Raw genomic sequence first — 18,252 nt, forward strand, 5'->3', positions numbered from 1 at the left:
ACGATGAGCGACGACACCTCAACCCCAGATCAGGCGCCCGGCGCGCCGCATCCGCGTGAAACCTCGCGCCTTTTTGGACAAGACACGGCAGAACAGGCGTTTCTGACTGCCTATACCTCGGACCGGTTGCATCACGGATGGCTTCTGACCGGCCCGCGCGGCGTTGGAAAGGCCACATTGGCCTGGCGGATTGCGCGGTTTCTTCTGGCAACGCCTCCGGCTGATGACGGTGGGCTATTCGGCGCACCTCCACCCCCTGAAACACTGGATATTGATCCGGACCATTCGGCCTCGCACCGTATCATGGCGGGGGCAGAGCCCGGTTTGGCGGCCATCACACGCTCGCTGAACGATCAGGGGCGGTTGCGCGGCGAGATTGTCGTGGATGACATCCGCAAGTTGGGTAAGTTTTTTGGCTTGTCCTCGGCAGATGGCGGGCGGCGCGTGGTCATTGTCGACTCCGCTGATGAGATGAATGTCAGCGCCGCAAATGCTCTGTTGAAGATGCTTGAGGAGCCACCCGCGCGAACCACGCTTCTGCTGATCTCGCACCAACCTTCGCGCCTGTTGCCGACGATCCGGTCACGTTGTCGGACGCTGCGATTGTCGACTCTAGGACCTGAGGACATGCAGGCCGCACTTGCGCAAAGTGGGGCAGAATTGCCAACGCAGCCCGATCATCTGGCCGCTTTGGCTGCCGGATCGGTCGGCGATGCGGTGCGTCTGATCAATGTGGGCGGATTGGACCTCTATGCCGAACTGATCGCTATTCTGGGCACGCTGCCCCGCATGGATCGCCAACGCGCTTTGAAGCTGGCCGAAACCGCCGCCCAGCGCGGCGCGGCCGAGCGGTTCGAACTGTTATTGACACTGATCGACATCGCTCTGTCCCGCCTGTCCCTGACCGGTGCAACCGGGGCGCCGCCCGCGCCTGAAGCCGCCCCAAACGAGGCCGAGACGCTTGCCCGCCTGTCCGCCTCGCCTCATCAGGCCCGCCGCTGGGCCGAGGTTGCCGCGACAATCACAGCCCGCGCACGTCATGGTCAGGCGGTGAACCTTGACCCTGCCGCTTTGGTCCTAGATACGGTGTTCAAGATACAGGAAACCGCCGGTCAGAGCAGATGAGCGATACGCCCGAAATCACCGACAGCCATTGCCATCTGGACTTCCCCGATTTCGAAGGGCAGCTGGACCAGATCATCGCCAACGCCGCCGATGCAGGTGTGACCCGGATGATCACGATCTGCACCCGCCTGCGCAATGAACCCACCGTCCGCGCCATCGCCGAGGCGTACGCTCCGGTCTTCTACGCCGCAGGCACTCACCCGATGAGCGCGGCAGACGAGCCGATGGCGACGGTGGATGAGCTGGTCGCCCTTGCGCAGCACCCGAAATTCGTAGGCATTGGCGAATCCGGGCTGGACTATCACTACACCGCAGATAGTGCCGAGGTGCAGAAACAATCGCTGCGCATCCATATCGAGGCTGCTCAGCGCACGGGCCTGCCGCTGATCATCCACGCCCGCGCCGCCGATGACGACATGGCCCGCATCCTGACCGAGGAATACCGCAACGCGCCCTATTCCTGCGTCATGCACTGCTTTTCATCGTCCGCCGAACTGGCCCGCGCCGCTTTGGATTTGGGGTTCTACCTGTCCATGTCCGGCATCGTTGCCTTCCCCAAAAGCCAGGAGCTGCGCGACATCTTTGCTGCAGCCCCTGTCGATCGCATTCTGGTGGAAACCGACGCGCCTTATCTGGCCCCACCACCCTATCGCGGTAAGCGCAACGAACCCGCGTATACCGCGCATACAGCCCGCAAAGGGGCCGAGGTGTTCGGCATGGATTACGCCGCATTCGCCGCACAAACTCAGTTGAACTTCGACCGCCTGTTTTCCAAGGTCACCCAGTTTAAGGCCGCTGCATGAACTTACTGCGTTGCACCATTCTGGGCTGCGGATCTTCGGGCGGCGTGCCGCGCCTGGGCGGGCAATGGGGTGATTGCGATCCCGCGAACCCGCGTAATATCCGCCGCCGCTGCTCTCTGCTGGTGGAACGGGACGGGCCGGATGGCACTACATCGGTGCTGATCGACACCACACCGGATATGCGCAGCCAGTTGCTGGACACGGGAACCGGACGATTGGACGGGGTCGTCTATACCCACTCGCACGCGGATCACATGCATGGGATCGACGATCTGAGAATGATCGTCTTCAACATGCGAACCCGCGTTCCAGTCTGGGCCGATGGTGATACGCAAAACGCCCTGCTGGGTCGGTTTGGGTATGCGTTCATCCAGCCCGAAGGCTCACCCTATCCGCCGATCCTCGATCTGAAATCCATTGATGGCGCGTTCGAAATCGACGGTCCCGGCGGCCCGATCCCGTTTGAGCCATTCAAGGTGAACCACGGTTCGATCGACTCGCTGGGCTTCCGGATGGGTAACCTCGCCTACCTACCGGATGTCGCGGAAATCTATAACGACGCATGGCCAAAGATGGAGGGGCTGGATTGCCTTATCATCGACGCCCTGCGCCGGTCACCTCACCCCACCCATGCGCATCTCGAAAAGACACTGGGTTGGATCGAGCGGCTTGGCCCGAAACGCGCGGTTCTGACCAATATGCATATCGATCTGGATTATGCGACGGTCGAGGCCGAGACACCTGACAATATCACCCCCGCCTATGACGGGATGGTGATCGAACAGGCGCTGTAAGCCGCTGCTCTGCGCGAGCCAGATATCGTCAAGCCGCGGGGCGATATGCTTCAAAGCCTGATCGACGTCATCCTTCCGGTCTTTCTGGTCATCGGCGCAGGCTATGCAGCAACACGGTCTGGCTATTTCAAAGAAATTCATGTCGACGGTTTGATGAAATTTACGCAGGGGTTTGCCATCCCCTGCCTGCTATTTCTAGCCATTGCGCATCTGGACCTCAGCGCCAGTTTCGATCCGCGCCTGCTGATCAGCTTCTATTCCGCTGCTGCCCTGTGCTTTACCGCAGGGCTGTTCGGGGCACGGTTGATCTTTGGGCGCGATTGGGAGGATTGCGTTGCCATCGGCTTCTGTTGCCTGTTCTCAAACTCGGTCCTGTTGGGCCTGCCCATCACGGAACGCGCCTACGGGCCGGACAACCTGACGGGCAACTACGCCATCATCGCCTTCCACTCGCCCTTTTGCTACGGCGTCGGCATCACGGTGATGGAAATTGTTCGAAATCGCGGTCATGGCGGCATACGCATGGCGCGGTCGGTTTTGTCTGCGATGTTCAAGAATGCCCTGATTCTGGGTATCGCGCTTGGGTTTGTCGTGAACCTGTCGGGTATTGTCATACCTCGGGTGGTCGATGAGGCCCTTGGCCTTGTGACCCGTGCGGCCTTGCCCGGCGCCTTGTTTGCGCTGGGGGGCGTGCTGGTTAAGTACAAACCCGAGGGCGATTTAAGGACGATTGCTTACGTTTGTTGCATTTCCCTTATGCTGCATCCTAGTCTGGTTTGGATCTTTGGCGCGTCCACAGGCCTGCCACAGGACCTGTTTCGCTCGGGCGTGTTAAACGCAGCGATGGCGCCGGGTTTTAATGCCTATATCTTTGCCAATATGTATGGCCGGGCCAAGCGGGTCGCCGCGTCATCTGTACTGATCGGAACTGCAGCGTCCATCATAACCGTCTGGCTTTGGCTGACCCTTTTGGGATAATCCCCGCCTTGACTTACACGTCCGGCGCGACACCTATCGGGCAAACAGAAGGAACCACATATGCCGCAGGCCATTATCGTTGCCCATGGTCAACCCTCGGACCCGGATCCGGCAGAGGCGTCTCTTGCCCGATTTGCGGCTCAGGTCGATGCTCTGACCCAGGATGTCTCGGTGCATTCGGCCACCTTGGCAGCCCCTGGCCGGCTTGAGGCGGTGATGGACGAACTGCCATCTGATGCGGTGATCTATCCTTTGTTCATGGCCAAAGGCTGGTTTGTGACCAGTGCCTTGCCCAAACGCGTCGGCAACCGTGGGCTTCGGATTCTGGACCCGCTTGGCGTCGATCCTGAGTTGCCAACTTTGGTGTGCACCGCCCTGCGCGAGGCTTTGACGTCAAAGGACTGGGTCACCGAAGATACAGATCTGGTGATCGCCGCCCATGGATCTGGGCGCAGCCGCAATCCATCCGCTGTGACATTGGAGTTCGCCGAAAATTTGGGCGGGCTGCTGCCTTTCAGGACCCTGAAAGCCGGGTTTGTTGAAGAACCCCCATCCATCGCAGATGCGGCAAGCGGTGCCGGTGCGCAGTCTCTTTGTCTGCCCTTCTTCGCTTGCACCGGAGGCCATGTGCTGGAAGATGTCCCACAGGAACTGGAACGTGCAGGATTTCAAGGCGCAACCCTGCCGGTTGTCGGAGAGCTTCCACCCATTCAACGCCAGATCGCCCGCAAGCTCGACGCGGCCTTTGCGGCGGCGTAGCGCAGATCAGGTGCGGGCCTGTGACAGGCTGGAATATAACCGATGGCGCGACCGCCCTTCTCGTTTGGCCTGATACAAGGCCAGATCGGCGGCATGCAGTAAGTCAGCCGCTTTTACCGTTTCGAACTGCGTCGACAGCGCGGTTCCGATGCTTGCGGATATGCGGCAGGGCTGTTGTTCGAACATCATCGGTTCGTTAAGACGCTTGATCAGACGATCCGCTATAGATGACAGAATTTCTTCCTGGGTCAGACCTTTGAAGATGATGACGAACTCATCACCCCCAACCCGCGCTACCATATCGTTCGACCGGGTTTCCTCGACCATGATCTGGGCGGCCTGTTGCAGCACATAATCCCCGGCTGCATGCCCCAAGCGATCATTGACGGATTTGAAGAAATCAAGATCCAAATGCATCAGTGCAAATGTCGCGTTTGCCGCGCTGAGCTGCGCCAACATGTGATCCATCGCGCGGCGGTTTTTCAGGCCAGTCAATGTGTCGGTGTACGCCTGCTCTTCAGCGGCAAGCATCGCCCCCTGCAGCCGCAGGTTCAGCGAGCGTGACGCCTCCATCGCGGCAGATTTTGCCTCGACCAGATACAGCAGTTCGATCGCCAGATCGGTGCCCGAGAAATCGGCACTAGTCAGGGCATAATCCCGCACCGCATCCAGAATTGAAATCCCGAAAGACAGATTGATCACTGCCCCGCCGCCATCCGGCAATGGGGCGACCAGGCCCTTCAAAGCGGTGCGTGGCTCATCATGGAACTTCAGATGCAGCTTTGCACCGGCCATGGACATCAGCGCCGGAATGGTCGTGACGGTCCGTGGTCGGATCAACTGGAACACATCCAGAAAGCTTTTGCCGATCAGGGGCGTATCTGGTCGCAGCTTTTGCAATGTCGGTCCGACCTTCTGGATAAGACCTTTGTCATCCAGCAGCATGAACATCGGGCAAAGGGTCTCGAGCAGCTGTGCGAGATCCTGAGGCTTAGTCATTCGTTTCGCGCCCCCAAATCAAAGTGACGTCCTTCGGCAAAAGCAGTCTCGACCAACATGATGGATATGACCTCAGCTCTGTCCTTTTGACCATCCTCCGACAGCATCACCAAAGCGCCATAGTCATCCGCCATCGCCCGCAGTACCCCAACCATGACGCTGGCATAGCCCGGTAGACCGGGATGGCAGAGCAGTTGATATTCAGTCACCGAAAGCTCTCGCAATTCCAGCGCGGGCAGGGTCAGGTCTGAGACTGCCAGGCGGACGCGATCTGGCAGATCATCCAGCGAGTGCAGGAATTCGACATAGCTGACACCGCCAAACCGCAACAGGCGCCGCAGCCCTTCCATATTGGGATGCGAGACCAGATAAGTTCCAACATCTTCGAGTATTTCGGGCTGCGGGCGGCCAAGTTCAGCGCTTAGCGCCTCCAGAACCCGGAACAGGACATCGTCTTCATAGGTCAACATGGCCTCGAATTCGACAAAGCCCAGTCGCGCAGTCTCAGCCACGCGCAGCCAGCACGATTGACCATAGGTCGCGCAAACAAAAGACTGGATCGCCCGATTTATCAGACCATGCATAAGATGCCCCATTTGGTTCCATCTCACTTTGGTCGGATAAATCTTAACAATTACCCAAAATCTACCCCCGGTTGCGGAGAATGCAACCGAGTATCAAAGCGATAGTTTTCGGGTCAGAAATCAGTCGGTGCCCCGCCTTCGGCCTTACGACGGGTAACAAAATCGGCCAGTTCGTCCCGGATGCCATCGTCCAAAGCCGGGGGTTCAAAGCTGGTAATGATCTCTTTGAACATGTGATGCGCACGCTCAGCCGTCCAGATACCTCCGGCAACCTCCCAGCCTTCGTAGTTTTTCCAATCGCTCAGGAAGGGTTGATAGAACGCCGTGGTATAGCGGTCCTGAGTGTGCTGAATGCCGAAGAAGTGGCCATCATTTCCGACCGAACGAATTGCGTCCAGCGCAATCTCATCCGGGCCGGTGGCTACAAGCTGGGGGTCCATATAGCGTTGAATTTGCTGTAGAACCTCACAATCCATGATGAATTTTTCGGGACTGGCGATCAGCCCCCCTTCCAGCCAACCTGCCGCGTGATAGACCATATTCGTACCCGACTGCACAGCCGCCCAGAGGGAATTCGACGTCTCCCAAACCGACTGCCCGTCCGGGACGTTGGCGGCGCATACCCCCGAAGACCGCATCGGCAGATCGTAATACCGGGCCATCTGCCCCGTCATCTGGGTTGAACGGATATACTCCGGCGTACCAAAGGCAGGCGCACCTGTTTTCATGTCAACATTTGACGTGAATGTTCCAATGGCACAGGGCGTACCGGGGCGCACATATTGGAACAGCGCAATTGCGCACAGGGCTTCTGCCAGCGACTGAGCTACAGCGCCCGCCATTGTCACCGGTGCCATAGCACCAGCCAAGGTGAACGGCGTCACGACAATCGCCTGACCACGCCGTGCCAGACGCAAGCACCCGTCGATCATCGGATAGTCGTGCTTCAGTGGTGAGGTCGAGTTGATGTTGGTGTACATCCGCGGGGTCGCCTCGAACTCCTCGTGGCTCAACCCGCCGGCAATCCGCACCATCTCCATCACGTCTTCGACCCGCTCTTTGCCCAGCGAATAGGCGTGCATCGCCTTGTCTGTCAGCGTCAGCTTGTCATAGAGCACGTCCAGGTGTCGGACGCTGGCATGCAGATCGACCGGCTCAACCGGATACCCGCCGGCAAAGTGAATACAATTGAAATACTGGGTCAATTTCAGCAGGTTTCGGCACATCTCGCGATTGCCCGGAACCTTCTTGCCGATCTCCATATCCCAGTAGTTCGGAGGGGACGATACATTTCCAAACAGAAGGTTCTTGCCACCAATTTGAATCGTATGGTCCGGGTTTCTGGGCGTGATCGAGAACTGACTGGGGGCTTTGGCGATCATCTCCATGACGAAATCGCAGCCCATGCGCACATTGTCACCATCGATGGTACACCCGGCTTCACGCAGGATGCCGATGGCCTCATCATTGTAGAACTCGATCCCGATCTCTTCGAGGATGCGCATCGCGCCATCATGGATCGCTTCCACGCCCTCTGGACCCAAAGGTTCGGTCGGGCGGTCGATATTAACCGGCGGATTCCATGGCATCTGATCAATCACAGCACTACCACGACGAGCCGCTGCGCCTGCGCGACCGCCGCCACGACGTCTGCGGGTATTGGTATCAGCCATAGTCCTCTCCTGCTTTGCTAATTTCTAAGCAAGCCTTGAAGACCGCATCTCAGCCGTTCTATCTGCGACAGAAGTTGTCGGTTTTTAGTCCCGATGTGCCGAATTTCTAATTGGTGTTGTCAGTTTCTTTCCAACCAGGCCGGGATATGCCCGATATCCGGCAAGACGACATCCGCCATCGGGGCCAACGCCTCGGTCTTGGCAACCCCGGTAAGCACACCAATGGTGACCATACCAGCGGCGCGCCCGGCCTGTAAGTCATGCAGGCTGTCCCCCACCATCGCGATGCGCGACGGATCGATCCCGACATGCGTGGCAAAGGCCAACAACTGACCTGGCCCCGGCTTATAGCCATGGCCGCTGTCATAGCCCGCGATAAAGTCAAAATGATCCTGAATTCCGACCGACGTCAGATGCTGCATAGCTGGGTGTTCACTGTCATTTGTGGCCACCCCAAGTTTGAGCCCAGATTTTCGAAGGCCTTCTAGAAATGGTTTGAGCGGCACGGCTGGGGATTGCGTGGCAGCGGCGGCTTCGACATTCATAACGTCGATGAGCCCAGTCAGCGTGAAGCCATCGACATGTGGCAGCATGAATTCCGCAATCTCTTCGACAGTTGAGGCAATCACGATGCTATCCTCAACATATCGATCCTGTGCAAGATCGTAGCCGATCACATCGCCCAGCGCAGCCGCCCGTGTTTCATCATTGTTTGTCAGGCGCATCACAAGGGATCGCCCAAACGCGCCCCAAGTGTTGGCGAAATCGAACAGAGTACCGTCTTTGTCGAAGACAATAGCGTCAATTGGCATCAGATGCTCCTGCAGGGATGGGATCAAGTCCAGTGGATTTCGCCACCCGAAAGCGCGGCGCGCGCCTGGGCTGGATGCTCATAGGGAATTGAATGCGAGTCACAAAACGCAACGATCCACGAATCATCCATGAGCAGAAAATCCAGCACTGACGTCAGAAAGGCCGGATCGCCCGCACTGGCGCGCAAATCCTCGGATGCAGCGCCGGTTGAGCCTAAAAAGACCGGCAAAAGCTCCTCATTTCCGACCAGCCAACCCAAGACGGTTAGGGCCAGAGTTTCGGCGGAATCGGCGGAAAGTGACATGAACAGGCCCTGAAAACGATCTTGGAAAGGGTTTGTTAACCAGACTCATAAACACTTTGTTGACGCATGCAATCAATGGGTGAGCAACAATGTCCGTGCAGGGAACCATCCTTGTCCTCGACGGGGTATCAACCAACCGCATCATGCTGAAGGTTCAGCTGACAGCGGCCTGGTACCATGTAGTACAAGGGGAACGGCTTAAAGGACTTGGGGCACTCTTGCGGCGGACGCGGCCTGATCTGGTGCTGACTGCGCATTCCCTGCCAGATGGGACGGCGGCAGATGTGAAGAAACTGATCCTGAGCGAACCCGACCTGGGCGATGTGCCGGTGATTGCCCTTGCCCCACAGAATGACAAAGCCGTCCGCCTGCGCGCGCTAGAGGACGGTCTTGATGACGTCATGACCCACCCGTTCAAGGACACGTTGCTGCTGGCCCGCGTTCGAAGCCTGTTGCGCGCGCGCGCGGACACCCAGGATCTGCGCGTCAATCACGGGACGCAAAGCATTGGCTTTGCAGAAGAAACGAGCGCCTTCCTCTCACCGTTCGAACCAGCGCGGGTTGACATTCTGTCCCTGTCCCCTCGGACCGGTGCCACTTGGTGTAAAGACCTTGCAGACAAGTCACCGCATTCCGTTGGCTGGCACACGCAATCAAGTTTGCAGACGCTTTTGTCCGCCCCCCCGTCTGACGCGATTATCATCGAACTGGATACCAGCCCATCGGGGTTGAACATCCTGGCTGATCTCAGGTCACGCGGTGCAACGCGTCATACGGTTCTGATCGGGGTTCTGACCGACAAGAACGCTGCCATGGCATCCGAGGCCTTGGATCGTGGAGCAGATGCCGTTTGCCTCGGGGGTTACTGCGCGCAGGAGATCCAGTTGCGACTGGCCAATCAACTGGCGCGAAAAACCCGTATCGACAAGATGCGCGCTTCATTGAAACGCGGCATCGCGGATTCATGGATCGATCCTCTGACCGGCTTGCACAACCGTCGCTATGGAATGCACGCAATGGCACAAATGGCGCGTCAGTCTTCCAAGTCCGGACGTGGGTTTGTCGTGATGCTGGCCGATCTTGACCATTTCAAAGCAATCAATGACCGTTTTGGGCATGCCAGCGGCGATCTGGTGCTGAAACAAGCTGCCGAACGTATGCAACACGTGCTGGGAGACGCAGGCTTTGTCGCCCGTATCGGCGGTGAGGAATTCATGATCGGCGCAGCAAACATGTCGCGCGCCTGCGCGCTGAAGCTTGCCGAAGCGGTATGCGACAGTATCTGCGATCAACCCTTTCACTTGTCTGATCATAAGACCCCAGTCTCTGTTACGATCAGCATTGGCCTAAAGTACGCCTTGCCTTCGGACCTGTCGGCAGAGGAACAAAGCGAACCTGTAAACGGGTTACTGAAATCTGCGGACAAAGCGCTTTATGCTGCAAAGAAAGCCGGGCGCAATCAGGTCCGGATCAGGCAAAGCGCAGCCTAATCTCAGTCTCTATCCTTTTTTCCCTTGTGGCCACGTGCGACCACCTCTTGCAGGCGATCGGCGTATTTCTGTCGCTCGGCATCTGACATCGCGGTTACGCGCGCCAGCCAGCGAGTTTTCAGCTCGTCCTGAATGTCGACCATCGAGCGGGTCTGCTGCTGCAGTAGAACCTCAACCGCAGCCGGGTCAAACGGAACAGCCCGCAAAGCTTGCGACATGGCGGCGAAATCCTCGGCCCGCTCCTTGGCCCCCTTTCTGTGCAGCGCAGATAATTCCCGCCACATGGCATTGCGCTCGCCTTTCGGCAACGCGCGATACAAGGCAGGCCCGAAGCCAGGCGGCGCCTTGGCGTGATCGCTTCCTTTCAGGCGCCAAGCAGTCCCTGCGGCCATTCCGATGACCAACAGATTCAAAGCCAGCGAGATGACCAGAACAATCGGCATCCAACGCCGCTTCGGTTTGGTTTCCGCGCTCATTCCGCAGCCTCCAGAAAACTTGTGTCAAATCCCAGATCCGAAACCAGATAGGCAGCATCCTGCCCCCCAACAAAGCTAGCAGGATCAGGCAGAAATGCAGGCGCTGAAAATCCGATCCAAACCCCGGCAGCACTTGCAGCGACCAAGCCGCCCAATCCCTGCCAGCCTCCAAGCTGACCCGTGACGCGAGACCAGAGGCCTTGCGTCGGCCTCGATAGTTTTGAAAGACGTTCCAGCCGAACCGCCTCGGCGTCCGTCTGTATCCGCACAACCAGATCATCCGGCAACGCATCCCGGCGCTGTCGGGCCTCGGCGAACAGGTGATCCAGTTCCATATCCTTATCAGCCATTCTTGTACCCCAGTTCATCCCGTCGTTCGGCCAGAAGTGCGGCCAGACTGCGTTTTCCCCGCGCGGTCAGACTTTCAACCGCTTCTACCGAAATCTCCATGATCCCGGCAATCTCGGGGTTGGACAATTCCTCGATATGGCGCAGCACAACCGCTTGCCGCTGCCGATCCGGCAGCATGTCTAGAGCCGCTTGCAGCGCGTCCTTTCGCGCGACGTCCTGCATTTGCTCGACGACACCGGCGCTGTCATCCTCGGGCTCGGGCACATCTGACAACGGCTCGGGCCGTTTCTTGCGCCGAAGATCGGTGCATAGGTTCAGCGTCACCCGATAGAGCCATGTTGAAACCTTGGCCTGCCCCGGCACCCAATCGGGCGCCATCTGCCACAGACGCATCATCGCCTCCTGCGTGACATCCTCGGCCTCAGCCCGGTTTCCCAACACGCGCAATGCCACCGAATAGCAGCGCGGGCCCAGACGGTCGGTTAAAATCCGTGCCGCGCCCGCATCGCCATCAGCAAAGCGCCTTAGCAACGCATCGTCGCCAAGTTCGGTTGCGGCGGAGGTGCCACCGCAACCGGTCTGTGAGTGGGAGGTCAGATCCTCCATCCTGCATCAGCTATCGTCGGCGTCCGCCTTCTGGCGCTTTTTGTGTCGACCCATTTTGTCTTTTGCATCAGCAAATTCCTGTTCCGAGATGCCGCCGCTGTCATCGGCATCGATCCGGTCAAACATCTTGTCAGCCCGGCGCGGTTTCGGCAACTCATCATCGCTCAGAAAACCATCCCCGTTTGCGTCATGCTTTTCGAACATCTTGGTTACACGATCGCTGGATCTCTGCTGCGCTACGGCCTGCATTTCATCCACGCTCAGCTGACCATCGCCATCGGTATCAGCGGTTGCAAACCGTGCGTTGCGATGGGCCGTCATTTCATCTTTGGTGATCTGACCATCCCCATTCGCGTCCAGTTCTTGGAACGAAGCTGGCTGGCGATCTTTGGGACCCGCTGCCAAAACGGATGTGCCTGTGATTGCAACCGCGGCAAGAATGATCCCCGAAATAAATATTGAGTTCTTCATAGGTCTTTCCCCTTTTTGAAGCGGCCTCATCACCGCTGCTCATACCCATTCAAACGCACCCCGCGGGTATTTCCGTCGCTTGGATCGCATATTTTTTGCGCGGGCCCTAAAAATCACATCGGCGCAAAGCGACGCACCCCCCTTTTAACTCGCACCATTCGGGCGCAATATCTGCGAAAGGCGAACGCATGAGTATTGCTATGGACCAGACAATCGACAAATCGACTGAAACCGCAGATGAGCGCGAGACTTGGCCCGCGCTGGTCAAGGGATTTCGCTGCAAATGCCCCAAATGCGGTGAAGGCAAGCTGCTGCACAGCTATCTGAAGGTGAACGACCACTGCGCAAATTGCGGGCAGGAGCTGTTTCATCACCGCGCCGATGACGGCCCGGCCTATCTGACGATCCTTCTGGTTGGTCACCTTCTGGCACCTGTTCTGCATGTCTCGTATGTGCATTGGCGACCGGATCCCTGGACCATGGCGATCAGCCTCTCGATCGCTTGTGTGGCGTTGTCTTTGTACCTGCTGCCCCGGCTGAAAGGCGCCGTCGTGGCCTATCAATGGGCCCGTCGTATGAACGGGTTTGAAAAGGCTTGATGACGCCTACCACCGGAACCAACCACGCATGAGCATCGATAAGACCGCGATACGAGACGCCGCAACGGTCATCGTGTTGCGCGACAGGCTGTCTGATCCGTCGATCCTGATGGGGCAGCGCGGCAAGAATGCCGTCTTCATGCCGAACAAGTTCGTGTTTCCAGGTGGGGCGGTTGATCCGGCAGACGCCGATATTACGCTTGCAAATGCCTTGCCTGCCCTCTGCCATGATCGCCTGGCCGAGCATTCCGACCCCGGTTTGCAATCGGCACTGGCCGCAGCAGCGATCCGCGAGCTGTGGGAGGAAACCGGGCTGATCCTCGGTCGGCCCGGTGATTGGCAAGGCGAGGTCCCAGCAGACTGGTCGGGCTTTGCCCACTCGGGTTTCCTGCCATCGGCCAATGCACTGCAGTTTGTGTTTCGCGCGGTCACCCCGCCGGGTCGACCACGCAGGTTCGATGCGCGGTTCTTCCTGGTGGATGCAGATCAGATTCAAGGAGATCTGGATGATTTCAGCCGCGCCTCGGATGAGCTGTCGCATCTGCAATGGGTCAAACTGAACCGCGCCCGCGATCTGGACCTGCCCTTCATCACCGAGGTCGTGCTGGCCGAAATCGAAACCCGTGTCGCTGACCCCAGCCCGCCCGCGTCGGTGCCATTCTACAGCAACAATGACGAGGCGAGCCTGTTTTTCCGCCTGAGGGGCGTTCCGATGCCGGATGTCGACTGACGCCCGGCTTACTTCATCCGGCTGACTACGACCGTCACTTCGGGCTTTTTGCCGATCTCGGTTTTTGCCGTCTGGCGCACGATCCGGCGCATCGCCTCTTCTAGCTTGTCATCGTCTCGCAACGTCTTGGCCTCGGCCCGCCTCAGGAACTGGTTCAAATCTTCTTCCAGCACCTCGACCAGCGCAGCACGCGATGTTCCAATCTCGGGCAGACCCATCGTGTCGCACCAGGGTTCACCCAGCGGTTCATCCTCTTCATCCAGAATAACGGTCACAGTCACATGGCCATTTAGTGCCATACGGATACGGTCACGCACGATCCCATCCAACGCGCCTATCTTAACGGTACCGTCCAGATAAGTGCGTCCGGTTTCGACATAATCCACTACTTTGGGCGCGTTGCCAGTCAGGTCCAGCATGGTACCATTCACAGCAAGAACACCCGTCCGTCCGCCAGCTTCAGCCAGCTTGGCGTGTTCACGCAGATGGCGGTGTTCCCCATGCATCGGAACCACGAATTGTGGATCAACCAACGCATGCACTTTCTCAAGATCAGGCCGGTTTGCATGGCCCGAGACGTGGTAGAGCCCCGAGCTGTCATCCACCACATCGACGCCCTTTTCGCTGAGCTGGTTCATGATGAAAATCACGCCACGCTCATTGCCGGGGATGGTCTTGGATGAAAACAGGAATAGATCACCCTCTTTCAACTCGATCCCACGATATTTGCCGCGTGCCAGCTGCGCACTGGCAGCGCGGCGCTCGCCCTGGCTGCCAGTTACAATCAACATGAGGTTCTGACGTGGCAGTTCCACTGCTTCCTCGGCGCTGATCACCTTAGGAAAGTCTGACAGTATGCCGGTTTCCGTCGCCGCTTCGATCATCCGACGCATGGCGCGGCCCAGCAAAACAACCGACCGGCCAGCCCGTTGCCCGGCCTCGGCCAGTGTCTTCACCCGCGCCACGTTCGACGCGAAAGTGGTTGCGACGACCATGCTTTCGGCGCTTTCGACCAGCTTGGTGATCTCAGGCCCGACTTCGGACTCGGAACGACCGGGATGAGACGAAAACACATTCGTGCTGTCACAAACCAGCGCCTTCACGCCCGATTTAGCAACCTCGGCCCAGAGATCGGGATCAAACGGTTCGCCCACCACTGGATTTGCGTCCAGTTTGAAATCACCCGAATGCACGATCCGACCTGCAGGCGTATCAATCACCAGTGCAGCGCTTTCGGGGATCGAATGTGATACAGGTAGAAAGCCAACCGTGAACGGGCCAACCGAGACCTGTTCTGGCCAGGCCGAAGCCGTATGGACCGTGTCCTCTGGGTGGCCATGCTCTCCCATCTTGCGGCGCGCGATTTTGGCCGTGAAGGCGCGCGCATAAACGGGTGCCCCCAGCGCCTCATAGCAATGAGCAACGGCGCCAACGTGATCCTCATGCGCATGGGTGACAAACACGGCCTCAAGCCGATCGGCACGTTCCCGCAGCCATGAGATATCTGCGTGGATCAGATCCACCCCCGGTGTGGTGTCCATATCCGGAAACGTCACCCCAAGATCGACAAGGATCAGACGTTCCTTGCCTGGCGTGCCATAGCCGTACACATAGGCGTTCATCCCAATTTCACCGGCCCCGCCCAGCGGCAGGTAGATCAGTCTTTCGCTGCTCATGTTGAGCCATTTTCCTTGTTATAGCGATGGATCACGGTCAGGCCGTGCATCGTCAGATCATCTTCGATTGCGTCGAACCCCACGTCGGCCTGATCGAACAAGGGTGCAAGCCCTCCGGTTCCAACGACTTTCATCGGCATTCCGTATTCGGTCTTGATGCGGGCAATCAGCCCTTCGATCAGACCGGAATACCCCCAATACACGCCCGATTGGATACAGCCAACCGTATTCGTACCAATCACCTTGTCCGGGCGCGTGATGTCAATATGCGGTAGGGCGGCGGCCCCTTGGTGTAAGGCCTCAAGGCTGAGGTTCACACCCGGTGCGATGATGCCCCCGACATAGGCGCCATCTGCGGCAACAACATCGAAATTGGTTGCGGTGCCGAAATCCACGACAACCACATTGCCGCCATGGCGGTCAAACGCACCAACGGCATTGGCCAAACGGTCCGGCCCCGGGACCGTGCCTTCGTCAATACGCGGAGGCACCGGTAATAAGCAATCGGGTTTACCCACAACCAGCGGACGACAGCCAAAGAACCGATCCGCAAAGATACGCAGGTTGAAGACAACACGCGGCACAGTCGACGCGATGATTACATCTCTGATCTCAGCCTCGATGCCATAATGTTTCACCAGCGTCGAGTACCAGGTGAAATAGGCGTCAGCGGTGCGCGAATGGTGGGTCGATGTGCGCAGGGTGCACAGGAACTTATCGCCGTCCCAGATCGAGAACACAGTGTTCGTATTGCCGCAGTCGATGGCCAGAAGCATCTGAGCCCCCTTCAGAAAAACACATCCGCCGCGGGAATGCTGACGCGGCCTTTCGCGGTGTTTAGGACAAGGTTGCCCCCCGCGTCTACCGTTTCAAAGGTTCCCACTGTTTCGGACGTTGCGGTGCGAGCGGTGATGACCTCGCCCAACCGGGCTGCACGCGCCAGCCATGCGCTGCGGATGGGTTCGAACCCATAGGTCACGAATTGCGCCTCTAAGGTTGCAAAAGCGGCGGCGAGTTCGGTCAGGAAATCCTCGGGCGAGACCTGTGCCCCGGTCTCGGACAAGAGCGAGACCGGGCGTACCGCGCCAGGCTCGACCATATCTGTGCCCGGAGCGTCCACAAGGTTTACGCCAATCCCGATCGACAGATGAGAGACACTGCGACCCTGCCCCGTGCTTTCCAGCAAAATACCCGCCAGTTTGCCACCATTCAGCAACACATCATTGGGCCATTTTAACGCCAGACCCGCCGCACGACCTGTCACCGCAACACAGGCATCAAACAGCGCGAGCGCCGCCACAAAGCTCCGCAATGCGGCCTGCTCGGGATCGCCACTGGGGCGCATCAGCAGCGTCGCCGCCAGATTACCCTTTGGGTGCGTCCAGGCCCGGCCCCGCCGACCACGCGCGGCGGTCTGGTGATGTGCCATAATCCAAACAGGCCCTTGCGCCTGCGGTGCCAAACGGGCAGCCTCGTTCAGGGTACTGTCGATCTCCTGCACAACATGCAGTCCGTATCCGTCTGGCCAATTGCTCACGACAGGAAAGGCCCGCTCGTTCGGAAGGGATCAATTGACAAGCGTCGCCGCAGCGGCAGCCGCTGCACCCTCAACACCGAACTGATAAAATACGCCCACCAGCATCAAAGCGGCCGAGCCCATCAGCGCCACCCATAAAACAGGCGTCGAACGCGTCTCGATCGGTTCTTCGTTTTCCGCACCGAAATACATGTAGAACACGATCCGCAGATAATAGAACGCCCCGATGACCGAGGCGATGGCCGAGACGATGACAAGCCCGATCAGACCTGCGCTGACACCCGCTTGCCAAACGCCGAACTTCGCGAAGAAGCCTAGCATCGGCGGCACGCCCGCAAGGCTGAACATCAAGATCAGAACCGCCAGCGCCTTGCCCGGATCACGTTTGGAATACTGGCGCAAGGCATCGATGTCGGTGACCGGTTTTCCGTCGCGTTCCATCATCAGGATGAAGGCAAAGGTACCGATATTCATCGTCACGTAGATCGCCAGATACATCAGCATGGCTTTGATACCCAGCTCGGTCCCTGCGGCGAGACCGATCAGCGCGTAACCCATATGGGCGATCGACGAAAACGCCATCAGGCGTTTGATGTCGCGCTGACCAATGGCGGCGACTGCACCCAATAGCATCGACAGAACCGACAGCAACACGATCACCTGCTGCCAATCCTTCACAATGCCACCAAAGGCGTCATGCAACAGCCGCGCAAACAGCGCCATGGCGGCCACCTTGGGCGCGGTCGCGAAGAAGGCGGTGATCGGGGTCGGAGAGCCCTCGTACACATCTGGGGTCCACATATGGAACGGCACGGCCGAAACCTTGAAGGCCAGCCCCGAGATCAGGAAGATCAGGCCGAACAGCAAACCGATTGAGACCTCTCCGGCCTGCACGGTTCCGATGATGCCCGAGAACAGGGTGGTACCGGTGAAACCATAAACCAGCGACGCCCCATAGAGCAGCAGGCCTGAACTGAGCGCGCCCAGGACGAAGTATTTCAAGCCCGCCTCTGTTGATTTTGCACTGTCGCGGCGCAGTGCAGCTACGACGTAGAGCGCGAGAGACTGCAGCTCCAACCCCATATAGAGCGACATCAGATCGCCCGCGCTGACCATCATCATCATGCCAACAGCCGCCAATGCGACCAATAGCGGGTATTCGAACCGCAACAGGTCTCGGCGCGCCATGTAGTCCTGGCTCATGACCAGAACGGCGGCGGCAGAAAGTAAAATCGCGACCTTGGCAAACCGCGAAAAGCCATCGTCGATAAACATGCCGTTGAAGGCGACATTCGTGCCGTCCCCATTGGTGGCAATCCAGAAGGACAGCAGCGCCATCAGGCCTGCAGTTGTCCAGACCAGCACCGGGGCCAGGCCGTCTTTCGTCGTGTAGACGGCTCCGATCAGAGCCACCATCGCATACGCGGCCAGAACGATCTCTGGCAGGATTATTGTCAGATCAGCTTGGATCATGTCTCCAAAGC

Annotated in this window: 21 protein-coding genes; 8 read left to right on the top strand and 13 right to left on the bottom strand. The window is 58.4% G+C overall.

Translation table 11 applies throughout. From position 1 onward, the window contains the following. Positions 1 to 3 precede the first annotated feature (3 nt). The 5 genes from ACR0JE_RS04495 to ACR0JE_RS04515 are packed head-to-tail and all read left to right on the top strand — an operon-like array spanning position 4 to position 4,459. On the top strand, positions 4 to 1,125 hold the full coding sequence (locus tag ACR0JE_RS04495) for a DNA polymerase III subunit delta' (protein WP_480863272.1): 1,122 nt from the start codon (positions 4 to 6) through the stop codon (positions 1,123 to 1,125). Beyond that, complete coding sequence (locus ACR0JE_RS04500; protein ID WP_480863274.1) at positions 1,122 to 1,928, top strand: TatD family hydrolase; 807 nt, start codon at positions 1,122 to 1,124, stop codon at positions 1,926 to 1,928. The genes ACR0JE_RS04495 and ACR0JE_RS04500 overlap by 4 nt, the downstream gene beginning before the upstream one ends. After that, entirely contained in the window at positions 1,925 to 2,722 is a 798-nt protein-coding gene (locus tag ACR0JE_RS04505; protein ID WP_480547789.1) for an MBL fold metallo-hydrolase, read from the top strand. Before ACR0JE_RS04500 ends, ACR0JE_RS04505 begins: the two co-directional genes overlap by 4 nt. A 45-nt stretch (positions 2,723 to 2,767) precedes the next feature. Further along, a complete protein-coding gene (locus tag ACR0JE_RS04510; RefSeq protein ID WP_480863276.1) occupies positions 2,768 to 3,700 on the top strand; it encodes an AEC family transporter in 933 nt (310 codons plus the stop codon). A 60-nt stretch (positions 3,701 to 3,760) separates the two neighbouring features. After that, the gene (locus ACR0JE_RS04515; RefSeq protein ID WP_480863278.1) at positions 3,761 to 4,459 is read left to right on the top strand and encodes a CbiX/SirB N-terminal domain-containing protein; all 699 of its coding nucleotides are present in this window, start codon (positions 3,761 to 3,763) and stop codon (positions 4,457 to 4,459) included. A 6-nt stretch (positions 4,460 to 4,465) separates the two neighbouring features. Here ACR0JE_RS04515 and ACR0JE_RS04520 read toward each other — a convergent pair whose 3' ends face one another. The 5 genes from ACR0JE_RS04520 to ACR0JE_RS04540 all read right to left on the bottom strand — a co-directional run bounded on the left by ACR0JE_RS04520 (position 4,466) and on the right by ACR0JE_RS04540 (position 8,832). Beyond that, positions 4,466 to 5,458: a GGDEF domain-containing protein gene (locus ACR0JE_RS04520; RefSeq protein ID WP_480863280.1), complete on the bottom strand. Its 993-nt coding sequence runs from the start codon at positions 5,456 to 5,458 to the stop codon at positions 4,466 to 4,468. Then, positions 5,455 to 6,042, bottom strand: a complete 588-nt coding sequence (locus ACR0JE_RS04525) for a heme NO-binding domain-containing protein (protein WP_480863282.1) — start codon at positions 6,040 to 6,042, stop codon at positions 5,455 to 5,457. Before ACR0JE_RS04525 ends, ACR0JE_RS04520 begins: the two co-directional genes overlap by 4 nt. A gap of 113 nt (positions 6,043 to 6,155) precedes the next feature. Further along, positions 6,156 to 7,715: a trimethylamine methyltransferase family protein gene (locus ACR0JE_RS04530; protein WP_480540868.1), complete on the bottom strand. Its 1,560-nt coding sequence runs from the start codon at positions 7,713 to 7,715 to the stop codon at positions 6,156 to 6,158. Positions 7,716 to 7,834: 119 nt separating this feature from the next. After that, entirely contained in the window at positions 7,835 to 8,527 is a 693-nt protein-coding gene (locus tag ACR0JE_RS04535; RefSeq protein ID WP_480540866.1) for an HAD family hydrolase, read from the bottom strand. A gap of 23 nt (positions 8,528 to 8,550) precedes the next feature. Continuing rightward, positions 8,551 to 8,832, bottom strand: a complete 282-nt coding sequence (locus tag ACR0JE_RS04540; RefSeq protein ID WP_480547786.1) for a DUF3572 domain-containing protein — start codon at positions 8,830 to 8,832, stop codon at positions 8,551 to 8,553. A gap of 89 nt (positions 8,833 to 8,921) precedes the next feature. On the opposite strand from ACR0JE_RS04540, the gene ACR0JE_RS04545 reads away from it, so the two are divergent. Beyond that, positions 8,922 to 10,322 (top strand): diguanylate cyclase, encoded by a 1,401-nt coding sequence (locus ACR0JE_RS04545; protein WP_480863284.1) that lies wholly within the window; start codon positions 8,922 to 8,924, stop codon positions 10,320 to 10,322. Between the two features lie 2 nt (positions 10,323 to 10,324). Here the strand turns inward: ACR0JE_RS04545 and ACR0JE_RS04550 are convergent, their stop codons facing one another. The 4 genes from ACR0JE_RS04550 to ACR0JE_RS04565 are packed head-to-tail and all read right to left on the bottom strand — an operon-like array spanning position 10,325 to position 12,226. Further along, entirely contained in the window at positions 10,325 to 10,798 is a 474-nt protein-coding gene (locus ACR0JE_RS04550; RefSeq protein ID WP_480863286.1) for a periplasmic heavy metal sensor, read from the bottom strand. After that, positions 10,795 to 11,148: a hypothetical protein gene (locus ACR0JE_RS04555; protein WP_480863288.1), complete on the bottom strand. Its 354-nt coding sequence runs from the start codon at positions 11,146 to 11,148 to the stop codon at positions 10,795 to 10,797. The genes ACR0JE_RS04550 and ACR0JE_RS04555 overlap by 4 nt, the downstream gene beginning before the upstream one ends. After that, positions 11,141 to 11,755, bottom strand: a complete 615-nt coding sequence (locus tag ACR0JE_RS04560; RefSeq protein WP_480863290.1) for an RNA polymerase sigma factor — start codon at positions 11,753 to 11,755, stop codon at positions 11,141 to 11,143. The genes ACR0JE_RS04555 and ACR0JE_RS04560 overlap by 8 nt, the downstream gene beginning before the upstream one ends. A 6-nt stretch (positions 11,756 to 11,761) precedes the next feature. Continuing rightward, positions 11,762 to 12,226 carry an EF-hand domain-containing protein gene (locus ACR0JE_RS04565; protein WP_480547782.1) on the bottom strand — a complete coding sequence of 155 codons (465 nt, stop codon included), beginning with the start codon at positions 12,224 to 12,226 and terminating at the stop codon, positions 11,762 to 11,764. A gap of 200 nt (positions 12,227 to 12,426) precedes the next feature. Here ACR0JE_RS04565 and ACR0JE_RS04570 point away from each other — a divergent pair, with 200 nt between their 5' ends. Beyond that, positions 12,427 to 12,825: a DUF983 domain-containing protein gene (locus ACR0JE_RS04570; protein WP_480498836.1), complete on the top strand. Its 399-nt coding sequence runs from the start codon at positions 12,427 to 12,429 to the stop codon at positions 12,823 to 12,825. 28 nt (positions 12,826 to 12,853) lie between these two features. After that, positions 12,854 to 13,555, top strand: a complete 702-nt coding sequence (locus ACR0JE_RS04575) for an NUDIX hydrolase (protein ID WP_480863292.1) — start codon at positions 12,854 to 12,856, stop codon at positions 13,553 to 13,555. 8 nt (positions 13,556 to 13,563) lie between these two features. Here the strand turns inward: ACR0JE_RS04575 and ACR0JE_RS04580 are convergent, their stop codons facing one another. The 4 genes from ACR0JE_RS04580 to nuoN are packed head-to-tail and all read right to left on the bottom strand — an operon-like array spanning position 13,564 to position 18,241. Continuing rightward, the gene (locus tag ACR0JE_RS04580) at positions 13,564 to 15,231 is read right to left on the bottom strand and encodes a ribonuclease J (RefSeq protein ID WP_480863294.1); all 1,668 of its coding nucleotides are present in this window, start codon (positions 15,229 to 15,231) and stop codon (positions 13,564 to 13,566) included. Then, entirely contained in the window at positions 15,228 to 16,007 is a 780-nt protein-coding gene (locus ACR0JE_RS04585) for a type III pantothenate kinase (RefSeq protein ID WP_480540848.1), read from the bottom strand. Before ACR0JE_RS04585 ends, ACR0JE_RS04580 begins: the two co-directional genes overlap by 4 nt. Positions 16,008 to 16,018: 11 nt before the next feature. Next, a complete protein-coding gene (locus ACR0JE_RS04590; protein WP_480863297.1) occupies positions 16,019 to 16,768 on the bottom strand; it encodes a biotin--[acetyl-CoA-carboxylase] ligase in 750 nt (249 codons plus the stop codon). A 30-nt stretch (positions 16,769 to 16,798) separates the two neighbouring features. Beyond that, entirely contained in the window at positions 16,799 to 18,241 is a 1,443-nt protein-coding gene (nuoN, locus tag ACR0JE_RS04595; protein ID WP_480863299.1) for an NADH-quinone oxidoreductase subunit NuoN, read from the bottom strand. Between the last annotated feature and the right edge of the window lie 11 nt (positions 18,242 to 18,252).

Source organism: Ruegeria sp. H3, from assembly GCF_056533095.1.

Coding starts and splice junctions, on each gene's coding strand:
- ACR0JE_RS04495 (WP_480863272.1), top strand. CDS start 4: ATGAGCGACGACACCTCAACCCCAGATCAGGCGCCCGGCGCGCCGCAT.
- ACR0JE_RS04500 (WP_480863274.1), top strand. CDS start 1,122: ATGAGCGATACGCCCGAAATCACCGACAGCCATTGCCATCTGGACTTC.
- ACR0JE_RS04505 (WP_480547789.1), top strand. CDS start 1,925: ATGAACTTACTGCGTTGCACCATTCTGGGCTGCGGATCTTCGGGCGGC.
- ACR0JE_RS04510 (WP_480863276.1), top strand. CDS start 2,768: ATGCTTCAAAGCCTGATCGACGTCATCCTTCCGGTCTTTCTGGTCATC.
- ACR0JE_RS04515 (WP_480863278.1), top strand. CDS start 3,761: ATGCCGCAGGCCATTATCGTTGCCCATGGTCAACCCTCGGACCCGGAT.
- ACR0JE_RS04520 (WP_480863280.1), bottom strand. CDS start 5,458: ATGACTAAGCCTCAGGATCTCGCACAGCTGCTCGAGACCCTTTGCCCG.
- ACR0JE_RS04525 (WP_480863282.1), bottom strand. CDS start 6,042: ATGCATGGTCTGATAAATCGGGCGATCCAGTCTTTTGTTTGCGCGACC.
- ACR0JE_RS04530 (WP_480540868.1), bottom strand. CDS start 7,715: ATGGCTGATACCAATACCCGCAGACGTCGTGGCGGCGGTCGCGCAGGC.
- ACR0JE_RS04535 (WP_480540866.1), bottom strand. CDS start 8,527: ATGCCAATTGACGCTATTGTCTTCGACAAAGACGGTACTCTGTTCGAT.
- ACR0JE_RS04540 (WP_480547786.1), bottom strand. CDS start 8,832: ATGTCACTTTCCGCCGATTCCGCCGAAACTCTGGCCCTAACCGTCTTG.
- ACR0JE_RS04545 (WP_480863284.1), top strand. CDS start 8,922: ATGTCCGTGCAGGGAACCATCCTTGTCCTCGACGGGGTATCAACCAAC.
- ACR0JE_RS04550 (WP_480863286.1), bottom strand. CDS start 10,798: ATGAGCGCGGAAACCAAACCGAAGCGGCGTTGGATGCCGATTGTTCTG.
- ACR0JE_RS04555 (WP_480863288.1), bottom strand. CDS start 11,148: ATGGCTGATAAGGATATGGAACTGGATCACCTGTTCGCCGAGGCCCGA.
- ACR0JE_RS04560 (WP_480863290.1), bottom strand. CDS start 11,755: ATGGAGGATCTGACCTCCCACTCACAGACCGGTTGCGGTGGCACCTCC.
- ACR0JE_RS04565 (WP_480547782.1), bottom strand. CDS start 12,226: ATGAAGAACTCAATATTTATTTCGGGGATCATTCTTGCCGCGGTTGCA.
- ACR0JE_RS04570 (WP_480498836.1), top strand. CDS start 12,427: ATGGACCAGACAATCGACAAATCGACTGAAACCGCAGATGAGCGCGAG.
- ACR0JE_RS04575 (WP_480863292.1), top strand. CDS start 12,854: ATGAGCATCGATAAGACCGCGATACGAGACGCCGCAACGGTCATCGTG.
- ACR0JE_RS04580 (WP_480863294.1), bottom strand. CDS start 15,231: ATGAGCAGCGAAAGACTGATCTACCTGCCGCTGGGCGGGGCCGGTGAA.
- ACR0JE_RS04585 (WP_480540848.1), bottom strand. CDS start 16,007: ATGCTTCTGGCCATCGACTGCGGCAATACGAACACTGTGTTCTCGATC.
- nuoN (WP_480863299.1), bottom strand. CDS start 18,241: ATGATCCAAGCTGATCTGACAATAATCCTGCCAGAGATCGTTCTGGCC.